Consider the following 12,711-nt stretch of genomic DNA (forward strand, 5'->3'; position numbering starts at 1 on the left):
AGGCTTCGCGCCATGACTGAAGAGCTGCTCGGGTCCGCCCTCGTCGAGGAGGCCACCAAGAAGTCCGGCCTCGTCTGGGTGCGCGGCACCGGCCCCGCCCGCGCGCTCTGGCACGTCTGGCACGACGGCGCCGCGCACGTCGTCGGCGACGGCCCCGGCGAGCAGCCGCTGCCCGGCCTGGTCGACGGCGGTACGGCCGAGGTGACCGTCCGCAGCAAGGACAAGGGCGGCCGGCTCGTCGCCTGGACCGCCGCCGTGCGCGAACTCTCCCCCGGCACCGAGGAGTGGGACGCGGCCGTCGCCGAGCTGAAGGGCAAGCGGCTCAACGCCCCCGACGGCGAGGAGATGCCGGGCCGCTGGGCGCGCGAGTGCCGGGTGCTGCGGCTCGACCCGCGCACCTCCACCACGGACCTCCCGGACGGCTCCCTGGCCGCCGTCCCGCTGCCGACCGACGCCGTCACCCGCCGCCCGGTCCCGGCCGCCCTGCCGAAGCTGCTGTTCAAGCGGCGCCGCAAGGCCTAGGCCCTAGGTCCGGGGCAGCTGCTTGCCGTAGTCGAGGGTCTCCTCGGTGGAGGGTTCGGCGAGCGGGAAGTCGCGGTCCCACTCGGAGAGCACGACGACGCCGGCGCCGCCGCCCCGCGCGAACTGGAGGGGGAACGGGGAACCCTCCAGGGCCACGTCGAGGGTGCCGCCCTCGCCGTCCGCGCCGCCCTTGACCTTGACCGTACGGACCCCGCCGATCTGGTCGCGGTCGCCCTTGACGGCCTCGCCGTGCAGGCCGATCAGCCCGTCGAGCAGCAGGTCCATGTCGGTGAAGCCGCGCAGCTGCTTGTACGAGGGGTCGCCCTGCGGCACCTTCACGTACATGTCGTCGAGCTTGTCGGCGGCCTCGGTGTCCGCCTCCGTGGGCGCTTCGTCCGCCTTGTCGTCGTGGGACCAGAAGCCCGCGTCGGCCTTCAGGTAGAGCGCGTCGCCGACGCGCAGCAGCTCGAAGGTGCTGTTCTTCGTCGTCACGGAGCCGGTGGCGCCGTCCTGCTTGAGGCGCATGTTCAGCTTGAAGGTGCCGCCCTTGCTGACCAGGGTGCCGGCGAGGCGCACCGCCTTCGCCGCGTCCGCCGCCGTCTGCGCCTTCTGCTCGATCTCGGACGCGGAGAGCTTTCCGACGCCGTTCGTCCCCTCGTCCGGATCGGCGGCGCAGGCCGTGAGTCCCACCGTCAGTCCGGCGCAGAGCGCCAGGGGCGTGACAGCCCTGCGGATACGCGATGACGGGGTGCGGACGGTCATCTGCGCTGCCTCTCGTTTCATGGGGGACGACGGGCCCCGGCCCGTACGGGATGCCGGTGGACGGCCGCGTTCCCGGCGGGCGGAACGGCCGGGTCCGGTGCGGGGGCCGAGGGGGGAACGGCAGTCCGCAGCGTACCCGGGCCGGGTGGCGGACCCCGCAGGCAGCCGTACGGAGGCACTGCCGGAGCGGGGCGGAACAGCACGGGCTAGCCTGAACCCGGCAAAGCTCTGCGATCACCGGCAAAGCTCTGCGACGACTCGAATCGTGCGGCACCGAGGAGGCGCGTGGCATGGCGGCAGGCGCCCCCCGGATCTTCGTCTCCCATCTCGCGGGGGTCCCCGTCTTCGACCCCGTCGGCGACCAGGTCGGCCGGGTCAGCGACCTGGTGGCCATGCTCCGGGTGGGCCGCCGGCCGCCCAGGCTGCTCGGCATGGTCGTGGAGGTGCTCAGCCGCCGCCGGGTCTTCGTGCCGATGACCCGGATCACGGGCGTCCAGTCCGGCCAGGTCATCACCACCGGCGTGGTCAACATGCGCCGCTTCGAGCAGCGCCCCACCGAGCGGCTCGTCCTCGGCGAGCTCCTCGACCGGCGCGTCCGGCTCGTCGGGAGCGACGGGCGGGAGGGCGAGGAGGTCACCGTCCTCGACGTCGCCATCCAGCAGCTGCCCGCCCGCCGCGACTGGGAGATCGACAAGGTCTTCGTCCGCAAGGGCAAGGGCGGGGTGCTGAGCCGCAAGGGCGAGACGCTGACCGTCGAGTGGTCGGCCGTCACCGGCTTCTCCCTGGAGGAGCACGGGCAGGGCGCCGAGAGCCTGGTCGCCACCTTCGAGAAGCTGCGCCCCGCCGACCTGGCGAACGCGCTGCACCACCTCTCCCCCAAGCGGCGTGCCGAGGTGGCGGCGGCCCTCGACGACGACCGGCTCGCCGACGTCCTCGAAGAGCTCCCGGAGGACGACCAGGTCGAGATCATCGGCAAGCTGAAAGAGGAGCGCGCGGCCGACGTGCTGGAGGCGATGGACCCGGACGACGCGGCCGACCTGCTGTCCGAGCTGCCGGAGGAGGACCAGGAGCGGCTGCTGACCCTGATGCAGCCGGACGACGCCGCCGACGTGCGCCGGCTCCTGGCGTACGAGGAGCGCACGGCGGGCGGTCTGATGACGACCGAGCCGATCGTGCTGCGCCCGGACGCCACCGTGGCGGACGCGCTGGCCCGGGTGCGGCAGCAGGACCTGTCGCCGGCGCTCGCCGCGCAGGTGTACGTCTGCCGGCCGCCGGACGAGACGCCGACCGGCAAGTACCTGGGCACGGTGCACTTCCAGCGGCTGCTGCGCGATCCGCCGTTCACGCTGGTGAGCTCGCTCGTGGACAGCGATCTGCCGCCGCTGGGGCCGGACACCCCGCTGCCCGCCGTGACCAGCTATCTCGCGGCGTACAACATGGTGGCGGCGCCGGTGGTGGACGAGAGCGGCTCGCTGCTGGGCGCGGTCACCGTCGACGACGTGCTCGACCACCTGCTGCCGGAGGACTGGCGGGAGACCGAGTTCCACGAGGAGGAGGCCCCGCATGGCCGCTGAGCGGACGCAGGACCGGGACCGCGAGCGGGAGCGGGAGCGCGAGAGGCCGGTGCCCCGCATCCGGCTCGACCTGCCGCGCGAGCGGCGGGCCAGGCTGCTTCCGGAGTACGACCCGGAGGCGTTCGGGCGGCTCTCGGAGCGGATCGCCCGGTTCCTGGGGACGGGACGGTTCCTGGTCTGGATGACGCTGACGATCATCGTCTGGGTCGCCTGGAACATCTTCGCGCCGGCGTCGCTGAAGTTCGACGAGTACCCGTTCATCTTCCTGACGCTCGCGCTGTCCCTGCAGGCCTCGTACGCGGCGCCGCTGATCCTGCTCGCCCAGAACCGGCAGGACGACCGGGACCGGGTCAATCTGGAGCAGGACCGGAAGCAGAACGAGCGGTCGATCGCGGACACCGAGTACCTGACCCGGGAGATCGCGGCGCTGCGGATGGGCCTGGGCGAGGTCGCCACGCGCGACTGGATCCGGTCGGAGCTCCAGGACCTCATCAAGGAGCTGGAGGAGCGCCGGGATCTATTCCCGTCGGGCGGCACCCGGGGAAGTGACGTACCCGACCGTTGACAGACCTTTCATGGGCCGGTGGTCGGCGCCGTACCATCGTCGGTATGGCTATGGAAGACGCGGTGCTCGAAGCACTGGCGACGGTGAACGACCCCGAGATCAACAAACCGATCACTGAGCTCGGCATGGTCAAGTCGGTGGAGATCGAACCGGACGGCAGGGTCGCCGTCACGGTGTACCTGACGGTCTCCGGCTGCCCGATGCGCGACACCATCACGCAGCGCGTGACCGAGGCCGTCTCCCGGGTCGAGGGCGTCACCGGCGTCGACGTCTCGCTGGACGTGATGAGCGACGAGCAGCGCAAGGAGCTGGCGGCGGCGCTGCGCGGCACGGGCGCCGAGCGCGAGGTGCCGTTCGCGAAGCCCGGCTCGCTGACCCGGGTGTACGCGGTGGCCTCCGGCAAGGGTGGCGTCGGCAAGTCGTCCGTCACCGTGAACCTGGCCGCGGCGATGGCCGCCGACGGTCTGAAGGTCGGTGTCGTCGACGCCGACATCTACGGCCACAGCGTGCCGCGGATGCTGGGCGCGGACGGCCGTCCGACCCAGGTCGAGAACATGATCATGCCGCCGTCGGCGAACGGCGTGAAGGTCATCTCCATCGGCATGTTCACTCCGGGCAACGCGCCGGTGGTGTGGCGCGGCCCGATGCTGCACCGCGCGCTCCAGCAGTTCCTCGCGGACGTGTACTGGGGCGACCTGGACGTCCTGCTGCTCGACCTGCCCCCGGGCACCGGCGACATCGCGATCTCCGTGGCGCAGCTGGTGCCGAACGCGGAGATCCTCGTCGTCACCACCCCGCAGCAGGCGGCCGCCGAGGTCGCGGAGCGGGCCGGCTCGATCGCCGTCCAGACCCACCAGAAGATCGTCGGCGTCGTCGAGAACATGGCGGGCCTGCCGTGTCCGCACTGCGACGAGATGGTCGACGTGTTCGGCACGGGCGGCGGCCAGAAGGTCGCGGACGGCCTGACGCAGACCACGGGCGCGACCGTCCCGGTCCTCGGCTCGATCCCGATCGACGTACGGCTCCGTGAGGGCGGCGACGACGGCAAGCCCGTCGTCCTCTCCGACCCCGACTCCCCGGCGGGCGCCGCCCTGCGCGCCATCGCCGGCAAGCTGGGCGGCCGTCAGCGCGGCCTGTCGGGCATGAGCCTGGGCATCACGCCCCGCAACAAGTTCTAGAAGCGGTACGACGGAGGGGCGCCCCGGACATCCGGGGCGCCCCTCCGTCACGTGCTCACGCGTACGCGTCGAGGTCCTTGATCTGCGAGAACCCGAGACCGTACGCGCTCATCCCCCGCCCGTACGCCCCGATGTGGACGCCCGGGGCGGATCCGGCGAGGACCCAGCCGAACTCGGACTCCCGGTAGTGGAACGGCACCGGCACGCCGTCCACCGGCAGCGACAGCGTCGACCAGGCGGGCCCGGTGAGGTCGTCGGCGAGTTCGAAGGCGGTCTCGGTCTGCTGGTCGAGCCAGTTGTCGCGCGTCGCGTGGTCGAGCGACGCCGGCCAGGTGTGGACGAGCAGCCCCGAGCCGGCCAGCCAGGCGGCGGAGGAGACCGTGGTGGCGTCGAGGACGCCCGTACCGTCGCCGGTGCGCCGCACCGGGTTCGCCGCGACCGTGACGACGACGGCGAAGCGCTCCTTCTCCACGCCGCTCGCGTCCGACTTTATGGACGGCGTGTCGCCGTGCCCGGTCGAACCGTGCTGCACGCTGCCGTCCGCCGCCGTGCCGACCTGCATCAGCCAGCGGGGCCCGGTGAACGCCTCGTCGAGGCCGTACCAGGCGAAGGGTGCCCGCAGGTAGCCCTCGGGGGTCCGCCGGGCCGTGGGCACGCTCTCCGCCCGACTCGTGGTCTCCATCTCGGCCGCCTCCTCGTTCCGTCAACAGAGGGAGGATAGCCACCGGGACGCGTCCGGTCGGTGACAGCCCGTCGTCAGGTCGCGTCGGAGTCGTACGGGGGACGCTCGCCGGTGTCCGGCTTGTCCTGCTTCTTCAGCAGGTCCGGAGTGCCGTTGACCGCGGAGCCGTTGACCGCGGCGGGCGCGCTCGCGCGGCCGTGGACGGCGTCGGCGACCTCGTTCATCTCCTTCTTGAGGTCGAAGCTGCCGCGCAGCTCCTTGAGCTCCCGGAGGTCCTCGTTCTGCTCCATCTGCTTGCGGAGGAACGTCTTGGGGTTGAGGTCCTCGAACTCGAAGTCCTTGAACTCCGGGCCCAGCTCGCTGCGGATGTCCTCCTTCGCGCTGTCGGAGAAGTCACGGACCTTCCGGATGAAGCGCGAGACGTCCTGGATCACTTTCGGGAGCTTGTCCGGCCCGAAGACGAGCACGGCGAGCACCACGAGGGCCACCAGCTCGAGTGCGCCTATGTCGCTGAACACCTAGTAGCTCCTTCACGCCGGTCCAGGGCCCGGTCCACGGTACCCGCCCGGACTGCCGGACGGGTACCTCGCGGCGTCCATCACATGGCGCTCAGGTGCCTTGCGAGGAGCCGAGGGTCAACGTCTTTGTCAGCTCTTTGCCGTCCCGGGTCAGGGTGAGCTCGAGCTTGTCGCCGGGGCGGTGGGCGCGGATCTTCACGATGAGCTCCTCGCCGTTGTGCACCCGCTGGCCGTCGACCTTGGTGATGACGTCCCCGGGCCGGAGCCCCGCCTTGGCGGCCGGGCCGCCGGCGGTGACGGAGGCGGAGCCGTCCTTGCCCTTCTCGCCGACGCGGGCGCCGTCGCCGTTGAACTGCATGTCGAGGCTCACACCGATGACGGGGTGGGTCGCCTTGCCGGTGTTGATGAGCTCCTCGGCGACGCGCTTGCCCTGGTTGATCGGTATGGCGAAGCCGAGGCCGATGGAGCCGGGCTGGCTCGCGGCGCCCTCGCCCTCGCCGGATCCGCCCCCGGCGGCGCGGATCGCGCTGTTGATGCCGATGACCCGGGCCTTGGAGTCGAGGAGCGGGCCGCCGGAGTTGCCGGGGTTGATGGGGGCGTCGGTCTGGAGCGCGTCGACGTAGCTGATGTCGCTGCCGTCGCCCTTCTCGCCGCCGGCGGTGATCGGGCGCTCCTTGGCGCTGATGATGCCGGAGGTCACCGTGTTGGAGAGGTCGAAGGGGGCGCCGATGGCGACGACGGGGTCGCCGACCCGGACGTTGTCGGAGTTCCCGAGCGGCAGCGGCTTGAGACCGGAGACGCCGGTGACCTGGACGACGGCCAGGTCGTAGCCGGTGTCCTTGCCGACGAGCTTGGCGCGGGCGGTCTCGCCGCTGGAGAAGGTGACCGAGATGTCCTCGGAGGACGAGGCCCCGTCGACGACGTGGTTGTTGGTGAGGATGTGGCCCTTGGTGTCCAGGACGAAGCCGGTGCCGGTGCCGGAGGAGCCGCTGCCCCTGACGTGCAGGGTGACGACGCCCGGCAGGGCGCTGGCGGCGATCCCGGCGACGCTCTCCGGGGCGCGGTCGGTGTCCCCGGCCTCGGCCTGCGGCAGCTCGACGGTGGTGAGGCCGCCGTTGCGCTCCACGTACGCGCCGATCCCGCCGCCGATGACGCCGGTGACGAGGGCGAAGACGAGGGCGCCCGCGACCGCGAGGCCCTTGCGGGACTTCTTCGCGGGCGCCGGTTCGAACGCGAACCCGGGGTCGCCCGCCCCCCAGGGGTCGTACTGCGTCCACGGTGACCCGCCCTGCGGCGGCACGGGCCCCTGCGGGTGCTGCTGCGGGTGCGCGTGCGGCTGGGGGTGCGGGTGCGCCGGCGCCGGAGGCACCGCGCCCTGCTGCTGCGGCGGTACGGGGGCGGGCGGGCGCTGCACGGGCGGCGCGGGCGCCCACGGCCCGGGCTCGCCGTAGGGCGGCGTGCGGTACTCGTCGGGGGCGTGCAGCGGCACGGGGGCCGCGGCAGGGGTCTCCGGCGCCGGGGCGACGGGTGCCGCCTCGGCCGCCGGTACGGGCTTCGTCAGCTCGACGGCCGGCGCGGTCTGCGGCACGGACGCCGGGGGTTCAGCCGTCAGCGGTTCGGCCGTCAGGGGGCGCGGCTCCGACACCTCGAACGCGGGTGCCGGTGCCGTCTCCGTCAGGTCGCCCGCCGGCCGGGACTCGGCCGGGGCGGCCGGGTCCGGCGCCGCGGGCGGGCGGGGCGCGGGCAGGGGGAAGTCACCGTCGCCGTCCTCGGCCGGCGGCGGCGTGGATATCCGCGCCGCCTCCGGTGTGTTCGACGGCCGGCTCCACCAGTTCGGCTTCCCGTTGTTCATGCTCTCCCCGCAACCGCTGACCCGTCCGCGCGCCCCTGGGTCGGGCGCCCCTTTCCCTGGATTCAACCAGGTCTCGGGTCAGCGTCGGGCGACGAGCGGCACGGCCGTCGAGGTCGGCGCCGTGTCGGGGCGGGGCGCGAGGGCCAGTTGGAGCGCCGGAGCCGACGGCCGTATGAACGGCGAGAGGGCCAGGAGCGACTGCGTGGTGGGGTTCCGGAGCCCGACGGCGACCATCGGGGCGGCCTCGGACCGCGTCACGTCCTGCGCCGTCGCGCCCCGGGGCGCGCCGGTGACGGGCCCGTGCGGCGTGGCCGCCGGGGCCGACGGGGTCAGCGCCCCGGCGTCCACGGACTGGGCGCCGTAGCGCTCGCCGTTGCGCGTGCCGCGCGAGGTGTTCGGACCGGTCGTGCCGCCGCCCGTGGTGCCGCCGGTGGCGCGCAGCGGGGTGACCGCGCTGCCCGTGCCCTGGCCGCCGCGCGCGCTCGCGCTCACGGAGGAGTCCATCGGCAGGGTGCCGCCGAGGGCGATGGCCGCGAACGAGACCGCGCTGGCCGCGGCGAAGGCGAAGCGACGGCCGCGCCCGGACGTGCCCCAGCGTTCGCCGACGTCGTGGATCCGGAAGCCGGTGCCCGTGCCGGAGCGCGGGGTGACCACCGCGGCGGTGGCGAAGCCGTCGGACTTCACTCCGCCGGCGAGCAGTTCCTCGAGCGGACCCCGGGGGGCGCCGGGACCGCCGGAGCCGCCCGGCGGCTCGCCGGGGAGGCCCTGGAGGCGGGCGAGGAAACCCTCCGAGGGAGGCGGGGGCGCCGCGGAGGCGAAGACGCTCTTGAGGGTGCGCTGCGCGTCGGCCTCCGCCTTGCAGCGGGGGCAGGTCGCGAGGTGCGCGAGGACCCGCTCGCGGGCGTCGTGGCCGAGTTCGCCGTCGACGAGCGCGGCCAGCCGGTCCCCGAGGTGGTGTTCCGCGGGGGTCTGTGCCGAGGGACGTGTGCCGCTCACGCTGTCCCTGCCTCCCATCCGACGGAGGCGAGCGCACGCTCCGCCCGGGCCTCGGGCGAGCGGTGCTTGAGCGCCTTGCGGAGGTGGGAGCGCCCGCGGTGGATCCGGCTGCGGACGGTGCCGAGCTTCACACCGAGGGTCGCGGCGATCTCCTCGTACGACAGTCCTTCGATGTCGCAGAGGACGACCGCGGCGCGGAACTCGGGCGCGAGGGTGTCGAGGGCCTGCTGCACGTCGGCGTCGAAGTGCGTGTCGTTGAAGACCTGCTGCGGCGAGGGCTCGCGGCTGGGCAGCCGCTCGGCGGCGTCGTCGGCGAGCGCGTCGAAGCGGATGCGCTGCTTGCGGCGGACCATGTCGAGGAAGAGGTTGGTGGTGATGCGGTGCAGCCAGCCCTCGAAGGTGCCCGGCGTGTACGTCGACAGCGAGCGGAAGACGCGGACGAAGACCTCCTGCGTCAGGTCCTCGGCGTCGTGCTGGTTGCCCGTGAGGCGGTAGGCGAGGCGGTAGACCCGGCCACTGTGCGTGCTGACGATCTCCTCCCAGGTGGGAGGGGTCCACGCCTGCGATTCCGCATCCGATGCGAAGGCCGCGGTGGTGGGAGCGGAGTCGGTGGTGCGGAAACGGTCAGCGGTGTCGGTCACGGATTTCGGCTCACCCGCCGACCTGAGAAGACGCCGAAGCACTCCTCCCCGATCCACAGGCGCAGCCGCACCTCCCCTGTCGGCTCTGGTGGTGTCCAGTGGAGCCCCTACCATAGCCACCTCGCCCGTTAGCTCCGGATAAGAATCTTTACGCGAATTTGGAACCGGGTCTCCCGGCCTCCTCCTGCCGCGTCCTTCCCCTGGTGAACGCCCGGTCCCATCAGCGGGTTCCCGTTGGCAGCGGATACAGTCACCGTTGCGTCAACTACGGGGACAGGAGAGGGCCATTACCGCCAACCGGCAGACGAGCTGGTCGTTCGCCGACGCCTTCGTCGCCGAGGACGAGGCTCTGCGCTGGGCCCGGGAGCGGGCCCGGGAGGCAGGGCTGCCTTCGGTGTCCCCCGGCACCGGTGGCGCGCTGCGGCTGCTCGCGGCGACGGCGGACGCCAAGGCGGTGGCGGAGATCGGCACCGGTACGGGCGTGTCGGGCATCTACCTGCTGCACGGGATGCGGCCGGACGGGGTGCTGACGACGGTGGACCTCCAGCCGGAGCGGCAGCAGCTCGCGAAGACGGCGTTCCGGGCCGCGGGTTTCGCCGGCAACCGGGCCCGCTTCATCCCCGGCCGCGCCCTGGACGTCCTGCCGCGGCTCGCGGACGGCGGGTACGACCTCGTGTTCTGCGACGGCGACCGGCTGGAGTACCTGGACTATCTCGCTGAATCGTTGCGCCTGCTGCGACCAGGGGGTCTCGTCTGCTTCGAGGGCGTCTTCGCGGACGGCCGCACGGTCGACTCCGGGGCCCAGCCGCCGGAGGTCCAGCGGTTGCGCGAGCTGCTCCGGGCCGTCCGCGAGAGCCAGGAGCTGGTGGCCTCGATGCTGCCGGTCGGCGACGGCCTGCTCTGCGCGGTCCGACGCGGCTGACCCCCGCACGCCCGGCGGCTCCCCGGAGCCGGGGACGCCATGAGCGGAGGCCGGGACGCTTCGACGGGGGCCCGGGGACGCCATGACCGGAGCCCGGACGCCTCGACCGGAGCCCGGGACGCCATGACCGGAGCCCGGACGTCTTGACCGGGGCCGAGGGGACGCCTGAACGGCGCCGGACGCACCGCTGCCCCGGCACGGCGGACCGTACCGGGGCAGCGGAAGGACTCGTGGAGGGTCGGGTCAGCCGACGACCTTCTTCAGGGCGTCGCCCAGCGCCTCTGCTTCGCCCGGGGTCAGCTCGACGACAAGCCGACCGCCGCCTTCGAGCGGTACGCGCATGACGATGCCCCGCCCCTCCTTGGTCACCTCGAGCGGGCCGTCACCCGTCCGCGGCTTCATGGCCGCCATGCTTGTTCCCCTTCCTGAAACCAGCTCATCGTCAGCCGGGCAGCTCCTTGGTGTGGAGCACGCGTCACCGGCTTCGAACACATTGCTTCCAGGTCATTATCCCGCATCACAGGACCCGATGACCAACATCGATCTGCATCGCTTGCGCAACGCGCTTCCGCAAAACCACATAATTCGGCGACCGGCCTGCGATACTTCGCCGCTCGGCCTCCGCCCCGGATCCCCCGTTCTTTGACGCAGCTCACATGTGCGGGGCGGGTGATCTCCGCCATGCTGGGCTGGTCAACCACGCAATGAGGCGAAGGGATCCCGATGGCCGACACGGTGCTGTACGAGGTGAGCGAGGGTCTCGCCACCATCACGCTCAACAGGCCCGAGGCCATGAACGCGATGAACGTGGCGGCGAAAGTCGCCCTCCGGGACGCGGCGGAGACGGCCGCGGCCGATCCCGCCGTTCGGGCGGTGCTGCTCACCGCGGCGGGCGACCGGGCGTTCTGCGTGGGCCAGGACCTGAAGGAGCACGTGGGCCTGCTCCTCTCGGACCAGGAGTCCGGCACCAGCCAGACGATGAACACGGTCCGCGACCACTACAACCCGATCGTCAAGGCGCTCACCGGCATGCGGAAGCCCGTCGTGGCCGCCGTGAACGGTGTCGCGGCGGGAGCCGGCTTCGGCTTCGCGCTCGCGGCGGACTACCGGATCGTCTCCGAGACCGCCGCCTTCAACACTTCCTTCGCGGGCGTCGCGCTCACCGCCGACTCGGGCATGTCCTGGACGCTGCCCCGGCTGATCGGCCAGAGCCGCGCCTCCGACCTGCTGCTCTTCCCGCGGTCGATCAGCGCCCAGGAGGCGTACGAGCTCGGCATCGTGAACCGCCTGGTCCCGGCCGCCGACCTGGCCGCCGAGGCCGTGAAGGTGGCCAGGACCCTCGCGGAGGGCCCGACCGTGGCGTACGCGGCGCTGAAGGAGTCCCTGGCGTACGGCGCCGACCACTCGCTCGCCGAGGCCCTGGAGAAGGAGGACGAGCTCCAGACGCTGGCCGGCGCCTCCGAGGACCACACCATCGCGGTCCGCGCCTTCATCGCCAAGGAGAAGCCCCGCTACCTGGGCCGCTAGGTCCTGTCCGGGGCGGTCGGCTACAGCTATCGGCCGCCCCGGGCCACGCAGTCGGCCACGTGGTCGTCGACGAGGCCGCAGGCCTGCATCAGGGCGTAGGCGGTGGTGGGGCCGATGAAGCGGAGGCCGCGCTTCTTGAGGGCCTTGGAGAGGGCCGTGGACTCGTCCGTGACGGCCGGGACGTCCGAGACCGTACGCGGGGCGGGCCGGGTCGCCGGGTCGGGGGCGTACGACCAGATCAGGGTGTCGAGTTCGCCCGGGTCCCAGCCGGCGAGCAGCTTCGCGTTGGCGAGGGTGGCGTCGATCTTGGCGCGGTTGCGGATGATGCCCTCGTCGGCGAGGAGCCGCTCGCGGTCCGCCTCGCCGAATCCGGCCACCGAGGCGATGTCGAAGTCCGCGAAGGCACGCCTGAAGCCCTCGCGGCGGCGCAGGATCGTGATCCAGGACAGGCCCGACTGGAAGGCCTCGAGGCAGAGCCGCTCGAACAGCGCGTCGTCGCCGTGGACCGGGCGGCCCCACTCCTCGTCGTGGTACGTCACGTAGTCCTCGGTCGACAGGCCCCAGGGGCAGCGGAGCCGCCCGTCCGGGCCGGGTACCGCCCCGCCGGTCACTGCTGGTCGCCTTCGCGGTCCGGGCCCCCGGCGGCGCCCGCGAGGGCCTCCTCCAGCTCGGCGATCCGCGCGTCCCGCTCGGCGATCTCGGCTCCGAGCCGGACCAGGACGTCGTCCACGTCCGCCATCCGGTAGCCGCGGGCCGTGACGGGGAGGCGGAGCGCCTCGACGTCGGCGCGGTCCACCGGCCGGGCCGCCGGAAGGGGGTCGACGAGCTGCTCGGGCGCCACCTCGGGCAGCACCTCGCTGTCGCCGCCGCCGACCACGGCCAGGGTCACCGCGGCCACGACCACGACCATCGTGATGAGCAGAAACCAGAACACCTGCGTGCCTCTCCCCGGAGTGGAAATCGTCCCGTGCC

Annotated in this window: 15 protein-coding genes; 6 read left to right on the forward strand and 9 right to left on the reverse strand. The window is 72.8% G+C overall.

Annotated elements, in window-relative coordinates; all coding sequences use genetic code 11:
- Positions 1 to 12: 12 nt before the first annotated feature.
- On the forward strand, positions 13 to 522 hold the full coding sequence (locus OO54_RS02965) for a hypothetical protein (protein ID WP_033201291.1): 510 nt from the start codon (positions 13 to 15) through the stop codon (positions 520 to 522).
- 3 nt (positions 523 to 525) lie between these two features.
- On the opposite strand, the gene OO54_RS02970 is transcribed toward OO54_RS02965, so the two are convergent.
- Complete coding sequence (locus OO54_RS02970) at positions 526 to 1,284, reverse strand: hypothetical protein (protein WP_033201292.1); 759 nt, start codon at positions 1,282 to 1,284, stop codon at positions 526 to 528.
- Between the two features lie 290 nt (positions 1,285 to 1,574).
- Here OO54_RS02970 and OO54_RS02975 point away from each other — a divergent pair, with 290 nt between their 5' ends.
- From OO54_RS02975 to OO54_RS02985, 3 genes are read left to right on the forward strand one after another with little or no spacing between them, the layout of a single operon-like run.
- The gene (locus OO54_RS02975; RefSeq protein ID WP_033201293.1) at positions 1,575 to 2,858 is read left to right on the forward strand and encodes a magnesium transporter MgtE N-terminal domain-containing protein; all 1,284 of its coding nucleotides are present in this window, start codon (positions 1,575 to 1,577) and stop codon (positions 2,856 to 2,858) included.
- A complete protein-coding gene (locus OO54_RS02980) occupies positions 2,848 to 3,423 on the forward strand; it encodes a DUF1003 domain-containing protein (RefSeq protein WP_033201294.1) in 576 nt (191 codons plus the stop codon). Before OO54_RS02975 ends, OO54_RS02980 begins: the two co-directional genes overlap by 11 nt.
- Positions 3,424 to 3,467: 44 nt before the next feature.
- Positions 3,468 to 4,601 (forward strand): Mrp/NBP35 family ATP-binding protein, encoded by a 1,134-nt coding sequence (locus tag OO54_RS02985; RefSeq protein ID WP_033201295.1) that lies wholly within the window; start codon positions 3,468 to 3,470, stop codon positions 4,599 to 4,601.
- A gap of 55 nt (positions 4,602 to 4,656) precedes the next feature.
- Here OO54_RS02985 and OO54_RS02990 read toward each other — a convergent pair whose 3' ends face one another.
- The 5 genes from OO54_RS02990 to sigE form a co-directional block, all read right to left on the reverse strand.
- A complete protein-coding gene (locus OO54_RS02990) occupies positions 4,657 to 5,283 on the reverse strand; it encodes a hypothetical protein (protein WP_017239940.1) in 627 nt (208 codons plus the stop codon).
- Positions 5,284 to 5,357: 74 nt separating this feature from the next.
- Positions 5,358 to 5,801 (reverse strand): sec-independent translocase, encoded by a 444-nt coding sequence (locus OO54_RS02995; RefSeq protein ID WP_017239939.1) that lies wholly within the window; start codon positions 5,799 to 5,801, stop codon positions 5,358 to 5,360.
- A 91-nt stretch (positions 5,802 to 5,892) separates the two neighbouring features.
- Entirely contained in the window at positions 5,893 to 7,653 is a 1,761-nt protein-coding gene (locus tag OO54_RS03000) for a S1C family serine protease (protein ID WP_051786670.1), read from the reverse strand.
- Positions 7,654 to 7,731: 78 nt separating this feature from the next.
- Complete coding sequence (locus OO54_RS03005; RefSeq protein ID WP_033201296.1) at positions 7,732 to 8,649, reverse strand: anti-sigma factor family protein; 918 nt, start codon at positions 8,647 to 8,649, stop codon at positions 7,732 to 7,734.
- On the reverse strand, positions 8,646 to 9,404 hold the full coding sequence (sigE, locus tag OO54_RS03010) for an RNA polymerase sigma factor SigE (RefSeq protein WP_078905021.1): 759 nt from the start codon (positions 9,402 to 9,404) through the stop codon (positions 8,646 to 8,648). Before sigE ends, OO54_RS03005 begins: the two co-directional genes overlap by 4 nt.
- A gap of 142 nt (positions 9,405 to 9,546) precedes the next feature.
- On the opposite strand from sigE, the gene OO54_RS03015 reads away from it, so the two are divergent.
- The gene (locus tag OO54_RS03015; protein ID WP_017239935.1) at positions 9,547 to 10,212 is read left to right on the forward strand and encodes an O-methyltransferase; all 666 of its coding nucleotides are present in this window, start codon (positions 9,547 to 9,549) and stop codon (positions 10,210 to 10,212) included.
- A gap of 243 nt (positions 10,213 to 10,455) precedes the next feature.
- Here the strand turns inward: OO54_RS03015 and OO54_RS43190 are convergent, their stop codons facing one another.
- On the reverse strand, positions 10,456 to 10,623 hold the full coding sequence (locus tag OO54_RS43190; protein WP_017239934.1) for a DUF3117 domain-containing protein: 168 nt from the start codon (positions 10,621 to 10,623) through the stop codon (positions 10,456 to 10,458).
- A 312-nt stretch (positions 10,624 to 10,935) separates the two neighbouring features.
- Here OO54_RS43190 and chcB point away from each other — a divergent pair, with 312 nt between their 5' ends.
- Entirely contained in the window at positions 10,936 to 11,739 is an 804-nt protein-coding gene (gene chcB, locus OO54_RS03020) for a 2-cyclohexenylcarbonyl CoA isomerase (protein ID WP_033201298.1), read from the forward strand.
- A gap of 26 nt (positions 11,740 to 11,765) precedes the next feature.
- Here chcB and OO54_RS03025 read toward each other — a convergent pair whose 3' ends face one another.
- On the reverse strand, positions 11,766 to 12,350 hold the full coding sequence (locus OO54_RS03025; protein ID WP_017239932.1) for a DNA-3-methyladenine glycosylase I: 585 nt from the start codon (positions 12,348 to 12,350) through the stop codon (positions 11,766 to 11,768).
- Entirely contained in the window at positions 12,347 to 12,673 is a 327-nt protein-coding gene (locus tag OO54_RS03030) for a hypothetical protein (protein WP_033201299.1), read from the reverse strand. Before OO54_RS03030 ends, OO54_RS03025 begins: the two co-directional genes overlap by 4 nt.
- Positions 12,674 to 12,711: the final 38 nt, after the last annotated feature.

It is taken from the genome of Streptomyces wedmorensis (assembly GCF_000716445.1).
In the GTDB taxonomy this organism is placed as follows: domain Bacteria; phylum Actinomycetota; class Actinomycetes; order Streptomycetales; family Streptomycetaceae; genus Streptomyces; species Streptomyces wedmorensis.

Coding starts and splice junctions, on each gene's coding strand:
- OO54_RS02980 (WP_033201294.1), top strand. CDS start 2,848: ATGGCCGCTGAGCGGACGCAGGACCGGGACCGCGAGCGGGAGCGGGAG.
- OO54_RS03000 (WP_051786670.1), bottom strand. CDS start 7,653: ATGAACAACGGGAAGCCGAACTGGTGGAGCCGGCCGTCGAACACACCG.
- OO54_RS02985 (WP_033201295.1), top strand. CDS start 3,468: ATGGCTATGGAAGACGCGGTGCTCGAAGCACTGGCGACGGTGAACGAC.
- OO54_RS02970 (WP_033201292.1), bottom strand. CDS start 1,284: ATGACCGTCCGCACCCCGTCATCGCGTATCCGCAGGGCTGTCACGCCC.
- OO54_RS02965 (WP_033201291.1), top strand. CDS start 13: ATGACTGAAGAGCTGCTCGGGTCCGCCCTCGTCGAGGAGGCCACCAAG.
- chcB (WP_033201298.1), top strand. CDS start 10,936: ATGGCCGACACGGTGCTGTACGAGGTGAGCGAGGGTCTCGCCACCATC.
- OO54_RS02975 (WP_033201293.1), top strand. CDS start 1,575: ATGGCGGCAGGCGCCCCCCGGATCTTCGTCTCCCATCTCGCGGGGGTC.
- OO54_RS43190 (WP_017239934.1), bottom strand. CDS start 10,623: ATGGCGGCCATGAAGCCGCGGACGGGTGACGGCCCGCTCGAGGTGACC.
- sigE (WP_078905021.1), bottom strand. CDS start 9,404: ATGGTAGGGGCTCCACTGGACACCACCAGAGCCGACAGGGGAGGTGCG.
- OO54_RS02990 (WP_017239940.1), bottom strand. CDS start 5,283: ATGGAGACCACGAGTCGGGCGGAGAGCGTGCCCACGGCCCGGCGGACC.